Consider the following 15,591-nt stretch of genomic DNA (forward strand, 5'->3'; position numbering starts at 1 on the left):
CTTTCTCGGAAAAAGTTCGTAACTTTGTGCCCGAAATAAAAAAGTACAATTAAGAACATGTTTGAAAATTTAAGTGATAGATTAGAACGTTCCTTCAAAATCTTGAAGGGTGAAGGTAAGATTACCGAAATCAATGTAGCTGAGACTATGAAGGATGTGCGCCGCGCACTCCTCGATGCCGATGTCAACTATAAAGTGGCAAAGGAATTTACCAACAAGGTGAAGGAAAAGGCGCTCGGTATGAATGTGTTGACAGCAGTGAAGCCTGGTCAGTTGATGGTGAAGCTGGTTCATGATGAACTTGCAGAACTCATGGGTGGAGAAGAGGCTCCATTGAAGCTCGAAGGTCATCCTGCCATCATCCTCATGAGCGGTCTTCAGGGTTCTGGTAAAACTACATTCAGCGGCAAGCTTGCCAATATGCTTAAGACAAAGAAAGGTAAAAAGCCATTGCTCGTTGCCTGCGACGTTTACCGTCCTGCTGCTATCCAGCAGCTCCATGTTGTGGGTGAACAGGTTGGTGTTCCTGTATATAGTGAGTCTGATAATAAGGATGTATGTATTATTGCCGACCATGCTATCCAGCAGGCAAAGACCAATGGCAATGACGTGGTTATCGTCGATACTGCCGGTCGTCTTGCTATCGATGAGCAGATGATGAATGAGATCAGTAATCTCAAGAATCATCTTCATCCTGATGAAACTCTCTTTGTCGTTGACTCAATGACTGGTCAGGATGCTGTCAATACAGCCAAGGAGTTTAATGACCGTCTTGATTTCAATGGTGTTGTATTGACCAAGCTTGATGGTGATACCCGTGGTGGTGCTGCCCTCAGTATCCGTACAGTAGTTACCAAGCCTATCAAGTTTATCGGTACCGGTGAGAAGATGGAGGCTATTGATGTGTTCCATCCTGCCCGTATGGCAGACCGTATTCTCGGAATGGGTGACGTTGTATCTCTCGTAGAGCGTGCGCAGGAGCAGTTCGACTTGGAAGAGGCAAAGAAGTTGGAGAAGAAGATTCGCAAGAATCAGTTTGATTTCAACGACTTCTACAATCAGATTCAGCAGATCAAGAAGATGGGTAACATCAAGGACTTGGCAGCCATGATTCCTGGTGTGGGCAAGGCTATCCGCGATGTTGATATTCCTGAAGATGCTTTCAAGGGCATCGAGGCTATCATTCTGAGTATGACTCCTAAGGAGCGTACCAATCCAGCTATCCTCAATACCTCTCGTCGTCAGCGTATTGCAAAGGGTTCGGGTACTAATATCCAGGAAGTGAACAAGCTTATCAAGCAGTTCGATCAGACTCGCAAGATGATGCAGATGATGACAGGCAACAAGATGGCTCAGATGATGAGCCGTATGAAGGGTATGCCAGGTATGCCTAAGATGCCAGGAATGTAAGAGTAAGTACAATCATAATCATAATTTCAAATGCAACTACTAGACGGAAAGGCGACAGCAGCCGCCATTAAAGAACAGATAGCCCAGGAGGTAGCCCAGATTGTGGCTAACGGAGGAAAGCAGCCACATCTGGCTGCAATTCTTGTGGGCCATGACGGAGGTAGCGAGACCTATGTGAAGAACAAGGTCTTGGCGTGTGAAAAATGTGGATTTAAGTCGACCCTTATCCGCTATGAAGAAGATGTAACTGAGGAGGAGTTGCTGGCTTGTGTAGACAACCTGAATCATGATGACGATGTTGATGGCTTCATCGTGCAGTTGCCTCTGCCTAAGCACATTGATGAGCAGAAGGTTACGATGGCAATAGATTACCGCAAGGATGTGGATGGTTTCCATCCGGTCAATGTGGGAAGAATGGCTATTGGTTTGCCTTGCTTTATCTCTGCTACGCCACTTGGCATTCTCACTTTGCTGCAGCATTATCAGATAGAAACAAGTGGCAAGAAGTGTGTCATCCTAGGCAGAAGCAACATCGTGGGCAAACCAATGGCTCAGTTGATGATGCAGAAGCAATATGGTGATTCTACAGTTACTGTATGTCACTCTCATTCAGCTCATTTGAAAGAGGAGTGCCTTGAGGCTGATATCATTATTGCTGCTATTGGCAGACCGGATTTTGTTACGGCAGATATGGTCAAGCCAGGAGCTGTTGTGATAGATGTGGGTACAACTCGTGTGCCTGATGCTACACGTAAGAGCGGTTTCCGCTTGAATGGTGATGTGAAATTTGATGAGGTGGCAGAGAAATGTTCGTTCATTACTCCTGTACCAGGTGGCGTAGGACCGATGACGATTTGTTCTTTGATGAAGAATACGCTCGCTGCCGGCAAGAAGGAATATTACCAATAATCAATTATTGATAAGATATTGGATTAGTAAATATCTCGATTTTATGAGGCAGGGCGCAGGAATGTATCCTGCCTTTTTTGCATGCAAAAATAATTAATAACAAAAAATGAAGAAAACAAAGTATTTGCTTTTTTCTGCGGTTTTGCTTGCCTCGATGCAATCTGTTGCGCAGAATCCAATCAATGATAATCCTGCTTATTCTATAGTAGGCAAGGACTCAACATGTCAAGTTTTCATATATTCACCTGCTGAGAATCAGGGACTGCATCTTGCTTATTTCACAGATGATGAGCGCTGGGTAGATGTAGGACAGTTATGCGCCAGTGATTTTGGCCCATGGGGGAGCGAGAAGAAAATGTATCGTCCTTTTGTGATGAAGGCAAATGATGGAACCTGGCGTGCACTTTGGAGCGTCAATAGCCGTTCGCCTCAATTTGCTGTAGCATATTCGGAAGATCTGGTTACTTGGCGTCCACAGGATTATCCTATCATGAAAGAGAAGGGTATCACGGATGTAGCTGCTTATCAGATGGATGATGGTACTTTTGATATCTATCTGAAGACTGCTAAGGGGAAACGATATGTTCATGCCGATAGGAATTTCCGTACTTTTGAGGAGGATTCGCTCGAAGCTGCTGCAGATGATATTCTCTGGCAGCGGGATACTGCAACCATCAATGGAAAACGATATGAAGGCAACGACTTTGAGATTCCGGCTGTTCATCTTGATTATATCCGTTCCTGGCATAAGGCTCTCGCTGAAGAGAATCGGGAGAACAGCCGGAAGTTGCCCCACAATGAGGCTGAGCTTCAGGCATATCTGAAGGAAAAGGGTACTGAGTTGGGAAGTGGTAGTGAAGTGACCGCTCAGCTTCATGTCAAGCCTCAGAAGTCGTATCGTATCTCTGATAAACTGATAGGTATCTTCTTTGAAGACATCAGTAGGGCTGCCGATGGTGGTCTATGTGCTGAGCTGCTTCAGAATGGTGATTTCGAATATAATGGTGAGAAAAAAGGGTGGAATGCCACTACTGCCTGGATGGGTGTTGAACTTTCGCCTTCTACCGGTGATAAGAATGCTCCTGCCCGAATTTCTACGGAAAATGGCGTGAGCAAGAATAATTCTCATTTTGTCATGGTGGGTTCTACTCCTATATATAATATAGGTTGGGAAGGTATTCCTATCAAGCGTGGTGCTGCTTACAATGTGGGGCTGTATGCCCGATGTGTCGATGGAAAGAAAAAGCAGCTTACCGTGGCGCTTGTCGATAAGGAAGGACTTCCTATGGCTCAGGCTAAGATGAAGATACAAGGTACTGAATGGGGAGAATATAAAGCCCAACTCATCGTCACAGACAAATATAAAGGTGATTTAGGTGATGGCAAGGATATCCGGTTTGCCATTATCCCGAAGGGTGAGGAAAAGGTGGCCGTTGACCTTGTGAGTCTGATGCCGCAAGATACCTATAAAGGGCATGGATTGAGAAAAGACTTAGCTGAGACCATCGCAGAATTGAATCCACGCTTTGTCCGTTTTCCAGGCGGATGTATGCTTCACGGACAGGGCTTGGAGAATATTTATCATTGGAAGGAAAGCGTAGGTCCGCAGAAAGACCGTAAGCCTGCACGCAATATATGGAATTATCATCAGACTCGTAAGCTGGGATTTTTCGAGTATTTTCAGTGGTGTGAAGATATGGGCGCAGAGCCTCTGCCTGTATTAGCTGCAGGCGTACCTTGTCAGAATTCTCAGCCTAATACTGATGGAATCTGTGGTCAGCAGGGAGGAATCCCAATGTCGGAGATGCCGCAGTATGTTCAGGATGTGCTCGACTTGGTGGAGTGGGCGAATGGCGACCCTGCTACATCAAAGTGGGCTAAGATGAGAGCCGATGCAGGTCATCCTGCTTCTTTCAATCTGAAGATGGTGGGAATCGGTAATGAGGATTTGATTTCAACAGATTTCGAGAAGCGCTATTTGATGATATGTAAAGCTTTGAAGGAGAAGCATCCTGAGATAGAAGTTATAGGTACGGTAGGTCCATTCCATTACCCATCTTCTGATTATATTGAGGGGTGGAAGATTGCCAAGGAGAATAAGCAATGGATTGATGCGGTGGATGAACATTACTACGAGAAGCCGGGATGGTTCATCAATCATCAGGACTACTACGATAACTACGACCGCAAGGCACCGAAGGTTTATTTGGGCGAATATGCTGCCAATGGTAATAATGAGTTAGACCGGGCTTTGGCAGAGGGCATCCATCTCTGCAATGTAGAGCGCAATGCCGATGTGGTAGAGATGACCTCTTATGCACCATTGCTTTGCAAAAACGGTTACAGCAATTGGAATCCGGACATGATTTACTTCGACAACTCTGAGAAGATTCGTCTTACCGAAAGCTATAAGATGCAGAAAATGTTTGGCCAGCATGCAGGTGATACCTATGTTGTTTCTGAACTGAATTTGTCTGCAGCCTTGAAGCGTTATGTAGGTACCAGCGTGGTAAAGGATTCTAAAACCGGTAAGACCTGGCTCAAGGTGGTGAATGCATTGCCACGTACACTCAAGCTTCAGATCAGTGGTCTTGGTGACAAGGTAGTAGAAGTTAAGGGACGTTCTGCCCAGGTTTTTGAATTATAGTTTTTTATCAGATAACAAAAAGTATCCGCGGAATGCATGAATATTGCAGGATTTCATGTATTCCGTGGATTTTTGATTGCACAATTCTATATAAATGTGCTATTCTATAATAAATCGTAAGCAATTTATTGTATTTTCTAACAAAAAATAGCGTTATTTTGAAAGTTTATGCGAAATTAGTTGGTTATTACATAAATTCTCTGTATCTTTGCACTCAATTATAGAATCTGGAGCATTTTGAAGGCTCTTTTTTATGATATTGAATAGAAATTTAGATAAGAAAGATATGAAACATCCATTAAGAAGTAGCGTCTGTACTGAAGGCAGAAGAATGGCGGGTGCCCGAGCTCTTTGGGTAGCTGCAGGTATGAAACACGAGCAGTTTGGTAAACCAATTATTGCTATCGTGAACAGCTTTACACAGTTTGTTCCTGGTCATACTCATCTTCATGAAATTGGTCAGATTGTCAAGAAGGAAATTGAGGCAATGGGTTGCTATGCAGCCGAATTCAATACCATCGCTGTAGACGACGGTATCGCTATGGGTCACGACGGAATGCTCTATTCCCTCCCAAGTCGCGATATCATTGCTGATTCTGTGGAATATATGGTGAATGCTCACAAGGCTGATGCTATGATTTGCATCTCTAACTGTGATAAGGTAACTCCAGGTATGTTGATGGCTTCTATGCGTCTGAACATCCCTACCGTATTCTGTTCTGGAGGTCCGATGGAAGCCGGTCGCTGGAAGGGGGAGAATGCCGACTTGATTACAGCTATGATTAAGGGTGCTGATACCAGCGTGAGTGATGAGGAGATGAAGCAGATTGAGCAGTGCGCTTGCCCTGGTTGCGGTAGTTGTTCTGGTATGTTTACTGCCAATTCCATGAACTCTCTTACTGAGGCTATCGGCTTGAGTCTTCCTGGCAATGGTACTATTCTCGCTACTCACAAGAACCGCATAGAACTCTTCAAGGCTGCGGCCCGTCAGGTTGTGAAGAATGCCTATGCTTATTATGAGGATGGTGATGAGAGTGTATTGCCACGTAATATTGCTACCCGTGATGCATTCCTCAATGCCATGACTCTTGATATTGCTATGGGTGGTAGTACCAATACCGTGCTCCATCTTTTGGCTGTAGCTCAGGAAGCTGGTGCTGACTTCAAGATGGAAGATATCGACCAATTGAGCCGTAAGGTGCCTTGCCTCTGTAAGTTGGCGCCTAATACTCAGAAGTATAGTGTGCAGGAATGCAACCGAGCCGGTGGTATCTTGGGTATCCTGAACGAACTTAACAAGGGCGGTTTGATTAATGGTGCTGTAAAGCGCGTGGATGGTAAGACACTCGATGAACAGATGAAGAAGTATGATATTACTGGTGCTGAGATTGATCCTGAGGCAGACCGCATCTATCATTCTGCTCCTGGCAGAAAATTCTCTACTCAGATGGGAAGTCAGGATGCACAGTGGGAAAGTCTTGATACAGATAGAGAGAATGGTTGTATCCGTGATCTCGAACATGCTTATACCAAGGATGGTGGTCTTGCTGTTCTCTTTGGTAATATCGCACAGAATGGTTGTGTTGTGAAGACTGCTGGTGTGGATCCTGTGCTTTGGCATTTCGAGGGTCCAGCAGTATGCTTCGATTCTCAGGAAGATGCCTGCGAGGGTATCCTTGGTGGTAAGGTGAACTCTGGTGATTGTGTGGTCATCACACACGAAGGTCCTAAGGGTGGACCAGGTATGCAGGAGATGCTTTACCCTACCTCTTATATCAAGAGCCGTCATCTCGGAAAGGAATGTGCCCTTATTACTGATGGTCGTTTCTCTGGTGGTACATCTGGTTTAAGTATTGGTCACATCAGTCCAGAGGCAGCTGCCGGTGGAAACATCGGTAAGATTAAGGATGGTGATATCATCGTCATTGATATTCCTAGCCGTTCTATTAATGTGAAGCTCTCTGAAGAGGAATTGGCAGCTCGCCCTCAGCAGCCTCTGAAGCGTAATCGCGTGGTAAGCAAGGCTTTGCGTGCATACGCACAGAGCGTAAGTTCGGCTGATAAGGGTGGTGTAAGAATCATCGATTAATTTTTTAAGCTGAAAAATAAAAAAGATAGTTTGAATTATTCTGAGAGAATTTTGGGATTTCTTTCACGGAAATTCCTGTTCTCTTATCATTTTTATATATTAGATAAATGGCAAAAGAAGTAATAACAGGAGCTGAAGCCTTGATGCGCTCACTGCATAACGAAGGGGTTAAGACCATCTTCGGTTATCCTGGTGGCAGCATCATGCCAGTGTTTGATGCACTGTATGGTTACACGAGAGGAGAGAAGAAGATGTTTGATCACATCTTGGTACGTCATGAGCAGGCTGCTGCTCACGCTGCACAGGGCTATGCCCGAGTCAGTGGCGAAGTGGGCGTGACTCTCGTGACCAGTGGTCCTGGAGCAACTAATACTCTTACCGGTATTGCTGATGCCATGATGGATTCTACACCAATCGTGGTTATTGCCGGACAGGTAGGTGTAGGGGCTTTGGGTACCGATGCCTTCCAGGAGGTAGACTTAGTGGGTGTTACCCAGCCAATCTCTAAATGGGCTTATCAGATTCGTCGTCCAGAGGATGTTGCCTGGGCTATAAGTCGTGCGTTTTATATCGCTCGCAGTGGTCGTCCTGGTCCTGTAGTGCTCGATTTTACTAAGAATGCTCAGGTTGCAACCTGTGAGTGGGAGCCAGTAAAATGTGAAAAGGTTACATCTTATAATCCATATCCAAAGATTGATGAGAAGTCTGTAGCTGAGGCTGCAGAACTTATCAATCAGGCAAAGAAGCCTTTTGCTCTTGTAGGACATGGTGTTGAATTGGGTGGTGCACATAATGAATTGGTTGAGTTTTTGGAGAAAGCTGATATTCCGGCAGGCCGCACCTTGCTCGGTCTCTCTGCTCTTCCTAGCAATCACCCCCTCAATATGGGTATGCTTGGTATGCATGGTTCTTATGCTACCAACATGAAGACCCAGGAATGCGATGTGCTCATTGCTATCGGTATGCGTTTTAGTGATCGTATTACCGGTGTTCCTTCCAAGTATGCCAAGCAGGCTAAAATCATCCATCTGGATATTGATAAGGCTGAAATCGACAAGGTAATCAAAACCGATGTTGCTGTTGTTGGTGACTGTAAGCAGACCTTGCCAGCTATCACTCGTCTTTTGAATAAGAATGTTCATCGTGAATGGAGAGATTCTTTTGAGGAATATCGTCAGCAGGAACAGGAAAAGGTGATAGAGAAGGATATTCATCCTACAGAGGGACCTCTCTTGATGGGTGAGGTTACCAATGTGGTGACAGAAGCTACTCATAATGAGGCTGTTCTCGTAAATGATGTAGGTCAGAACCAGATGATTTCCAGCCGTTACTTCAAGTTTACAAAGAAGTTGAGTATTGTAACCAGTGGCGGTTTCGGAACCATGGGCTTCGGCCTTCCTGCTGCTATCGGTGCTACTTTCGGTGCTCCAGATAGAACAATCTGCTGTTTCTTTGGTGATGGTGGATTCCAGATGAATATTCAGGAGTTGGGTACTATCATGGAACAGCAGGCTCCTGTAAAGATGATTCTCTTGAACAACAATTACTTGGGTAATGTCCGACAGTGGCAAGACTTGATGTTTGAGGGGCGCCATTCTTTCACCCGTATGCTGAATCCTCATTATGAGGAGATAGCCAAGGCTTATGGTATCCCTTATGATGTAGTTATCGACCGTAAGGATCTCAAGGCAAAGGTAGAGAAGATGATAGCCACCAAGGGACCATACCTTTTGGAGTGTGCCATCAAGGAGAATGAGGACATCGTACCGATGACCCTACCTGGTAAGAGTGTAGAAGAAATGCAGCTTGAACTTAACTATTAAGATGTAGCTTAGCTTCACTATTAAAAGAAAAGGACAATGGAGAATAATAACGAAAAGAAATTATATACACTGCTCGTTTACTCAGAAAATATTGCGGGTATTCTGAATCAGATTACCGCAGTATTTACTCGTAGACAGGTTAATATTGAGAGCTTGAATGTTTCAGCCAGTAGCATTAAGAACATTCATAAGTATACTATTACCGTATGGAGTGATCCTGAGCAGATAGAGAAGATCAACAAGGCCATTGAGAAGAAAATCGATGTTGTGAAGAGTAATTACTATACCGATGATCAGATTTTCATTCATGAGGTGGCTCTCTTCAAGATCTCTACTCCTATTTTGTTAGAGAACCCAGAGGTTTCGCGTACCATTCGTAAGCATGATGCGCGTATGATGGAGGTTAATCCTACTTACAGTACTGTGCTCTTGGCGGGATTGACAGAGGATATTACCGATCTTTTCCATCAGCTTAATAGTTATGATTGCCTGTTGCAGTATACTCGTAGCGGACGAATTGCTGTAACAAGAAGTTTTGATGAGCCAATTTCTGACTATTTGAAGCAGAATGCAGAAGATTAAATGATAAGAATTGGGTCCTTTGTTTTCCTGCAAGTAAAATGTAGGGAAACAAGGGACTTTTCTTATTATAAGTATAGTTTTTAGCAAGCTGTTTTCTTCTTAATATATAATATAAGGTGTACTTTATATATAATAAGGTGTAAAATAGCTTGAAATTTTTAGTACGGGAAAATTAATTTAAAGATCTAGTAAAATGAAACCAGAATTATTAAGTAAAGTAGGACGATACGAGTTTTTGGCAGAACCATTCCATTGTGATTTTTCCAGCCATCTTTTTATGGGACATTTGGGCAATCATCTGCTCAATGCAGCCGATTTTCATAGTAATGACCGTGGGTATGGAATGAATTATCTGATGTCTCGTCACAAAACATGGGTGCTTAGCCGTCTGGCTGTAGAAATGACAGAGATGCCAAAGTCTTATGATAAGTTTTTCGTAGAGACTTGGGTTGAGAATGCTATGAAGTATTTCACTGCCCGTGATTTCAAAATCTGTGGAAAGGTAGATGCTTCTTCTGCGGATATAGAAGAAAAAATCTATGGTTATGGTAAGAGTGTCTGGGCAATGATAGATACTGATACCCGACAGCCTGTTGATATTTTCAGCATCAATGATGGACTCATCAAAGAATATATTGATGAAGAAACGCTATGTCCAATAGATGCCAGCTCAAGAGTTAAGATGAGTAAGGATGCGAAATTGGTGCGCACAATCAATACTTATTACAATGATGTAGACGTGAATGGACACATCAATTCGGTGAAATATATAGAACATATCCTCGATCTCTTTGATTTGGATTATTACAGAATTCACTTTTTGCAACGATTCGAGGTTGCTTATGTGGCAGAAAGTCATCAAGGTGACCAACTTAATTTCTATTTGGAAAAAACAAATGAGGAGGAAAAATGCGAAGAATATTGCATAAAAATAACAAAAATAAGTAAAAATAGCTCTGAAGAGGTGGAAATCGTAAGAAGTAAAGTAAAATTTGTAAAAAAATGAAAGAAAAATTTGGTGATTTCATGAGAATTTCTTACCTTTGCAGTCGAAAATAAAAAATAACCCCAGAGCCGCTATCTTGGATAGGTGGTGGACGGATCAAACAGGCTCTCTTTGGATAAGAATACAGCTCGCATCCGTATGGACAAGTATAACCCGCGGCTCCACAAATGGCAAGCCGCACAAAAAGTAAATTACAATTATGGCAGAAATGAATTTCGGTGGCGTAATGGAAACAGTTGTCACCAGTCATGAATTTTCATTGGAGAAAGCACGTGAAGTATTGAAGAACGAAACTATCGCAGTTATCGGTTATGGTATCCAGGGTCCTGGTCAGGCATGTAACCTTCGCGATAATGGTTTCAACGTCATCGTCGGACAGCGTCAGGGTAAGACCTACGAGAAGTGTTTGAAGGACGGTTGGGTACCTGGCAAGACTTTGTTCTCTATCGAGGAGGCAGCAGAGAAGGGTACTATTATCTGTATGTTGCTTTCTGATGCCGGTCAGATTGCTTGCTGGCCAAAGATTAAGCCATACCTCACACCAGGTAAGACTTTGTATTATTCACATGGTTTCGCTATCAACTGGAGCGATCGCACAGGCGTTGTTCCACCTAAGGATATTGATGTAATCATGGTTGCTCCTAAGGGTTCTGGTACTTCTCTCCGCACTATGTTCTGCGAAGGTCGTGGTTTGAACTGCTCTTATGCTGTATACCAGGATGCATCTGGCAAGGCAGAGGATAAGACTATTGCATTCGGTATCGGTATCGGTGCTGGTTATTTGTTTAAGACTACATTCCAGCGTGAGGCTACTTCTGACCTTACTGGTGAGCGTGGCTCTTTGATGGGTGCTATCGAGGGTCTCTTGGAGGCTCAGTATGATGTTCTCCGTGAGAATGGTCACTCTCCATCTGAGGCATTCAACGAGACAGTTGAGGAGTTGACTCAGAGCCTTGGCCCTCTCTTCGGTGCTAAGGGTATGGATTGGATGTATGCTAACTGTTCTACAACAGCTCAGCGTGGTGCTCTTGATTGGGCTCCTCGTTTCCGTGAGGCCATCAAGCCTGTTATGGAGTGGTTGTATTACTCTGTTAAGACTGGTAATGAGGCTCAGATTTCTATCGACAAGAACTCTCAGGCTGATTACCGTGAGAAGTTGAACGCAGAACTTGAGGCTATGCGCAACAAGGAAATGTGGCAGGCTGGTGTTACTGTACGTAAACTTCGCCCTGAGAACAACTAATTTTTTTCTCGTACATAATGTTTAAAAGGGAACGGTCCGTGATGGGTCGTTCCCTTTTTTATTGTTTTTAAATGTTTTCTCAATCTTTCAAATTTGCTCTTGTTGTTTTTTCTGATTTAGAATCTCAATTAATTCTTTCCTAACCAAAAGTCGAATTTGTCTGTTATGACGATATTTTCTGCTATTAATGATCTCACAGCCTTGTTGATCATCTGAGTTGGAGCTTTGATTAGTCTTAACTCTTGTATATCATGTATTTGTTTATCTGAAAGCATATTCAGTATCTGTTCTGATATGTTGTTTAATTCGTCATCTATATTGCGGGATTTACTGTTTTCCTGGCAAACATCACAATGTCCACAGTCTTTTCGGGTTTCTTCACCGAAGTAGCGTAGAAGTTGTCTGGAGCGGCAAACAATATCATTATTGGCATAAGTGATAACGCTTTTAATGCGTTTGGTATATTGTTCTTTTCTATCTTCCCATACAGATTTCGGTATGATGATGCGGTTGCCATCTTCTCTTTGTCTAGTATAGGTGATATACGGTGTCTTGCGTTGTGGTATGAAATCTACGATATGGCGTGAAGAAAGATTCTTTAGAGTCATGTAAACCTGCTGTACGCTGATATTGCACATTTGTGCTATCAGGTTTTCGCTGATATATACGTAGTCGGTAAATAGTCCGCCATAGGTGCGTAGCAATGCCGTGATAATCATTTCTTGGTTGCTTGGCAAGTTCTCTAAGAGATATAATTCATTGCGGTTCAAGGTAAACTTGAGCCGGGCTTTCCCATCAGGGTTATCTTCGTAATGAATGTAACCCGAATTCTCCAGAATGCGTAGGGCAGAGTCTACCTGGGTTGGGAAGAATTTATATGTGAAGCAAAACGTTTCTATATCAAAGATAAATGTCTTACCGCATCCGCTTCCTACACCGATTTGGAAGAAATAGGCAAGATGTTCGTATACATCTTTGATGAAGTCCTTTTCTGGGAAGGTATCGTTGATTCGTTTTTTAAGTTGAACTTCATCGTGTCCATTGTATAGTAAGACAGCGTAGGCACGTTGACCGTCTCGGCCGGCTCTTCCTGCTTCCTGAAAATAGGCTTCTAGCGAATCTGGACAGTCTATATGTATTACTAAGCGTACGTCAGGTTTGTCTATACCCATACCAAAGGCATTGGTTGCCACCATGATGCGTGCTTCATCAGATTGCCATGCTTTTTGGCGTTCGTCCTTTTCACTGCTGTCAAGTCCGGCATGATAGAAAAGAGCAGTTTCACCTTTATTATTGAGTATTTCTGCTATTTCCTTGGTACGTTTTCTACTTCTGGCATAGACGATGGCAGATCCGTCTACACAATGTAAGATGTGGAGCATTTCGCCAATTTTATCCCCACAAGGCTGTACAATATATGATAAGTTTTTGCGTTCAAAGCTCATCTTGAAAAGATTGGGCTTCTTAAACTTCAGTTTATCCATGATGTCGTTTATGACATCAGGAGTAGCTGTTGCGGTAAGAGCCAGTATGGGGGCCTCGGGTTTCATCTTTCTGATATCAGCGATGCTGAGATAAGATGGACGGAAATCATAGCCCCATTGGCTTATGCAATGGGCTTCGTCGATGGTGATGAAGCTAACGTGGATGTGGCGTAGCTTTACTTGGAATATTTCTGAAGCTAGTCGTTCTGGTGAAACATAGAGAAATTTTGTCTCGCCAAAGATGCAGTTTTCCAGTATTTGTATAATTTCACTTCGGGAAAGTCCGGTATATATAGCTTCAGCCAGGATGCCACGTTCACGAAGGTGCTGTACTTGGTCCTTCATCAAGGCAATAAGTGGAGTTACTACGATACACACACCCTTCATGGCAAGGGCAGGAACCTGGAAGGTGATAGACTTTCCGCCTCCTGTAGGCATAAGACCGAGGGTATCCTCTCCGTTGGCGATACTTTCAATAATTTCTTTCTGTATGCCACGAAAATCAGGGTACCCCCAGTATTTATGTAATATCTCTAGATATTGATCTGTCACTTTCATTAAGTTGATTTTATTATTATTATCCTTCGTTTGGTCGGATATCTTCTATTTGTAATTGAACTTGCGTCTTCTTGAAAATATTATCCTCTATGGTGTAGGCGATGTCAAAGCTACGCTTACTCTTGATATATCGTGAAGCAGCGCTCTGACCAAAGGCTATTCCGTTCATTACATTGCTTGATTTTGAGTCTACCAGCTCAAGTTTGATATGTTCCTGCTCTCTGCCCACTACCTTGCTCGTTCCGTAGTCATATACCTGACGAGTGCAGAAGATTGGCTTTGGGTTAGACGGACCAAAAGGAGAGAATTTCTTGAGATCAGCGTGCAGATGCTTGGTGATGTCGCGGAAGTCTATCTGTGCATCAATGTTGAGTATCGCTTCTGTCTGTTCTGGTGAAATATGCTCTTCTACATACTTTTGGAATCGGTCTCTGAACTCCTTCACATTTTCCCATTTCATCGTTAAGCCTGCGGCATAGGTATGGCCGCCAAAGTTGATGAGAAGGTCTTCGCAGCTTTTGATAGCTGAATAAACATCAAAGCCCGTTACGCTTCGTGCAGACCCTGTAGCCAATTCTCCTTCTCGGGTAAGAACTACGGTAGGGCGGAAATAAATTTCCGTGAGTCGTGATGCTACGATACCGATTACGCCTTTCTTCCAGTCTTCGTCATAGAGTACGATACTGGAGTTGTGTTTCATCGATTCCAGTCTGTATACGATTCCGTTGGCTTCCTCGGTCATCTGCTTGTCTATATCCTTGCGTTGTTCGTTGTATTCATTGATGTGGCGAGCCATGCGCAAAGCTACTCCAAGATCTCTTTCTACCAACAGGTCAACACTAAGCTTGCCGTTTTCCATTCTTCCTGAGGCATTGATGCGTGGACCTATCTTGAATACGATATCGCTCATGGAGATTTCCCGTCCGTTGAGTCCGCAGATATCAATGATTGATTTCAAACCGATGTTGGGGTTGGTATTCAATTGTTTCAGACCATGAAAAGCGAGAATTCGATTTTCATCTATCACAGGTACGATATCTGCTGCAATACTTACTGCGCAGAAGTCGAGTAATGGGATGAGTCTTGAGAAAGGGATGTTGTTGTTTTTAGCGAAAGCTTGCATGAATTTGAAGCCTACGCCACATCCGCAAAGATGCTTGAAAGGGAAGGAATCATCTGGTCGCTTAGGATTTAGTATGGCCACAGCTGGTGGCATCACGTCGTCTGGGACATGATGATCACAAATGATAAAATCTATGCCAAGGCTCTTGGCATATTCTATCTCCTTGATTGCTTTGATGCCGCAATCAAGGATAATAATAAGTCTTACACCTGTTTCGTGGGCAAAGTCTATTCCTTTCAGACTAACACCATATCCTTCATCGTAGCGATCTGGTATGTAGTAGTCGATGTTAGAATAGAATTGCTGCAGAAACTTATACACCAATGCGACAGCTGTGCATCCGTCTACATCGTAATCTCCGTATATGAGAATACGCTCCTTGCGTCCCATTGCATCGTTAAGGCGGTCTACGGCTATATCCATGTCTTTCATCAAGAATGGGTTGATGAGGTCGGAAAGCTGTGGCCGGAAAAAGCGTTTGGCTGCCGACTCTGTCGTAATGCCCCGATGGATGAGAAGCTGTGCCAGAATAGGACTCATGCTCAGCTTATCTGCCAGTTCTTTAGCTGATTTCTGCTGTTCTGGTGTAGGTTCTTCGTAATTCCATTTAAAATGCATTTTAATTATTTTTTATTTCTGCCCCAAAGTTACAAAAATAAAATGACAAACGAGAAAAATTGCCATGGAATTTAACATAATTACAAAGAAATAATCCAA

The 15,591-nt window shown here is 43.4% G+C and carries 10 protein-coding genes; 8 read left to right on the plus strand and 2 right to left on the minus strand.

Going from position 1 to position 15,591, the window contains the following annotated elements; all coding sequences use genetic code 11:
- The first annotated feature begins 57 nt into the window (after window positions 1-57).
- The 8 genes from ffh (at window position 58) to ilvC (ending at window position 11,709) form a co-directional block, all read left to right on the plus strand.
- Window positions 58-1,410, plus strand: coding sequence for a signal recognition particle protein (ffh, locus tag ACTQ53_RS00620; protein WP_294970144.1), 1,353 nt, complete (start codon window positions 58-60; stop codon window positions 1,408-1,410).
- A gap of 30 nt (window positions 1,411-1,440) precedes the next feature.
- On the plus strand, window positions 1,441-2,319 hold the full coding sequence (gene folD / locus ACTQ53_RS00625) for a bifunctional methylenetetrahydrofolate dehydrogenase/methenyltetrahydrofolate cyclohydrolase FolD (protein ID WP_441931654.1): 879 nt from the start codon (window positions 1,441-1,443) through the stop codon (window positions 2,317-2,319).
- Between the two features lie 106 nt (window positions 2,320-2,425).
- Window positions 2,426-4,966, plus strand: a complete 2,541-nt coding sequence (locus ACTQ53_RS00630; protein WP_294970150.1) for an alpha-L-arabinofuranosidase C-terminal domain-containing protein — start codon at window positions 2,426-2,428, stop codon at window positions 4,964-4,966.
- 286 nt (window positions 4,967-5,252) lie between these two features.
- Complete coding sequence (ilvD, locus tag ACTQ53_RS00635; protein WP_153123114.1) at window positions 5,253-7,055, plus strand: dihydroxy-acid dehydratase; 1,803 nt, start codon at window positions 5,253-5,255, stop codon at window positions 7,053-7,055.
- 107 nt (window positions 7,056-7,162) lie between these two features.
- A complete protein-coding gene (ilvB, locus tag ACTQ53_RS00640; protein WP_294970155.1) occupies window positions 7,163-8,878 on the plus strand; it encodes a biosynthetic-type acetolactate synthase large subunit in 1,716 nt (571 codons plus the stop codon).
- Between the two features lie 36 nt (window positions 8,879-8,914).
- Window positions 8,915-9,460 carry an acetolactate synthase small subunit gene (gene ilvN / locus ACTQ53_RS00645; protein WP_217759908.1) on the plus strand — a complete coding sequence of 182 codons (546 nt, stop codon included), beginning with the start codon at window positions 8,915-8,917 and terminating at the stop codon, window positions 9,458-9,460.
- 193 nt (window positions 9,461-9,653) lie between these two features.
- Entirely contained in the window at window positions 9,654-10,466 is an 813-nt protein-coding gene (locus tag ACTQ53_RS00650; RefSeq protein ID WP_441931655.1) for an acyl-[acyl-carrier-protein] thioesterase, read from the plus strand.
- 199 nt (window positions 10,467-10,665) lie between these two features.
- Window positions 10,666-11,709 (plus strand): ketol-acid reductoisomerase, encoded by a 1,044-nt coding sequence (ilvC, locus tag ACTQ53_RS00655; RefSeq protein WP_144152272.1) that lies wholly within the window; start codon window positions 10,666-10,668, stop codon window positions 11,707-11,709.
- 128 nt (window positions 11,710-11,837) lie between these two features.
- Here ilvC and ACTQ53_RS00660 read toward each other — a convergent pair whose 3' ends face one another.
- The gene (locus ACTQ53_RS00660; RefSeq protein ID WP_441931656.1) at window positions 11,838-13,751 is read right to left on the minus strand and encodes a RecQ family ATP-dependent DNA helicase; all 1,914 of its coding nucleotides are present in this window, start codon (window positions 13,749-13,751) and stop codon (window positions 11,838-11,840) included.
- A gap of 19 nt (window positions 13,752-13,770) precedes the next feature.
- Entirely contained in the window at window positions 13,771-15,492 is a 1,722-nt protein-coding gene (gene recJ, locus ACTQ53_RS00665; RefSeq protein WP_294968769.1) for a single-stranded-DNA-specific exonuclease RecJ, read from the minus strand.
- Window positions 15,493-15,591: the final 99 nt, after the last annotated feature.

Origin of the sequence: Prevotella sp. Sow4_E9_plate, from assembly GCF_052116205.1 — a bacterium.
Lineage (GTDB): Bacteria > Bacteroidota > Bacteroidia > Bacteroidales > Bacteroidaceae > Prevotella.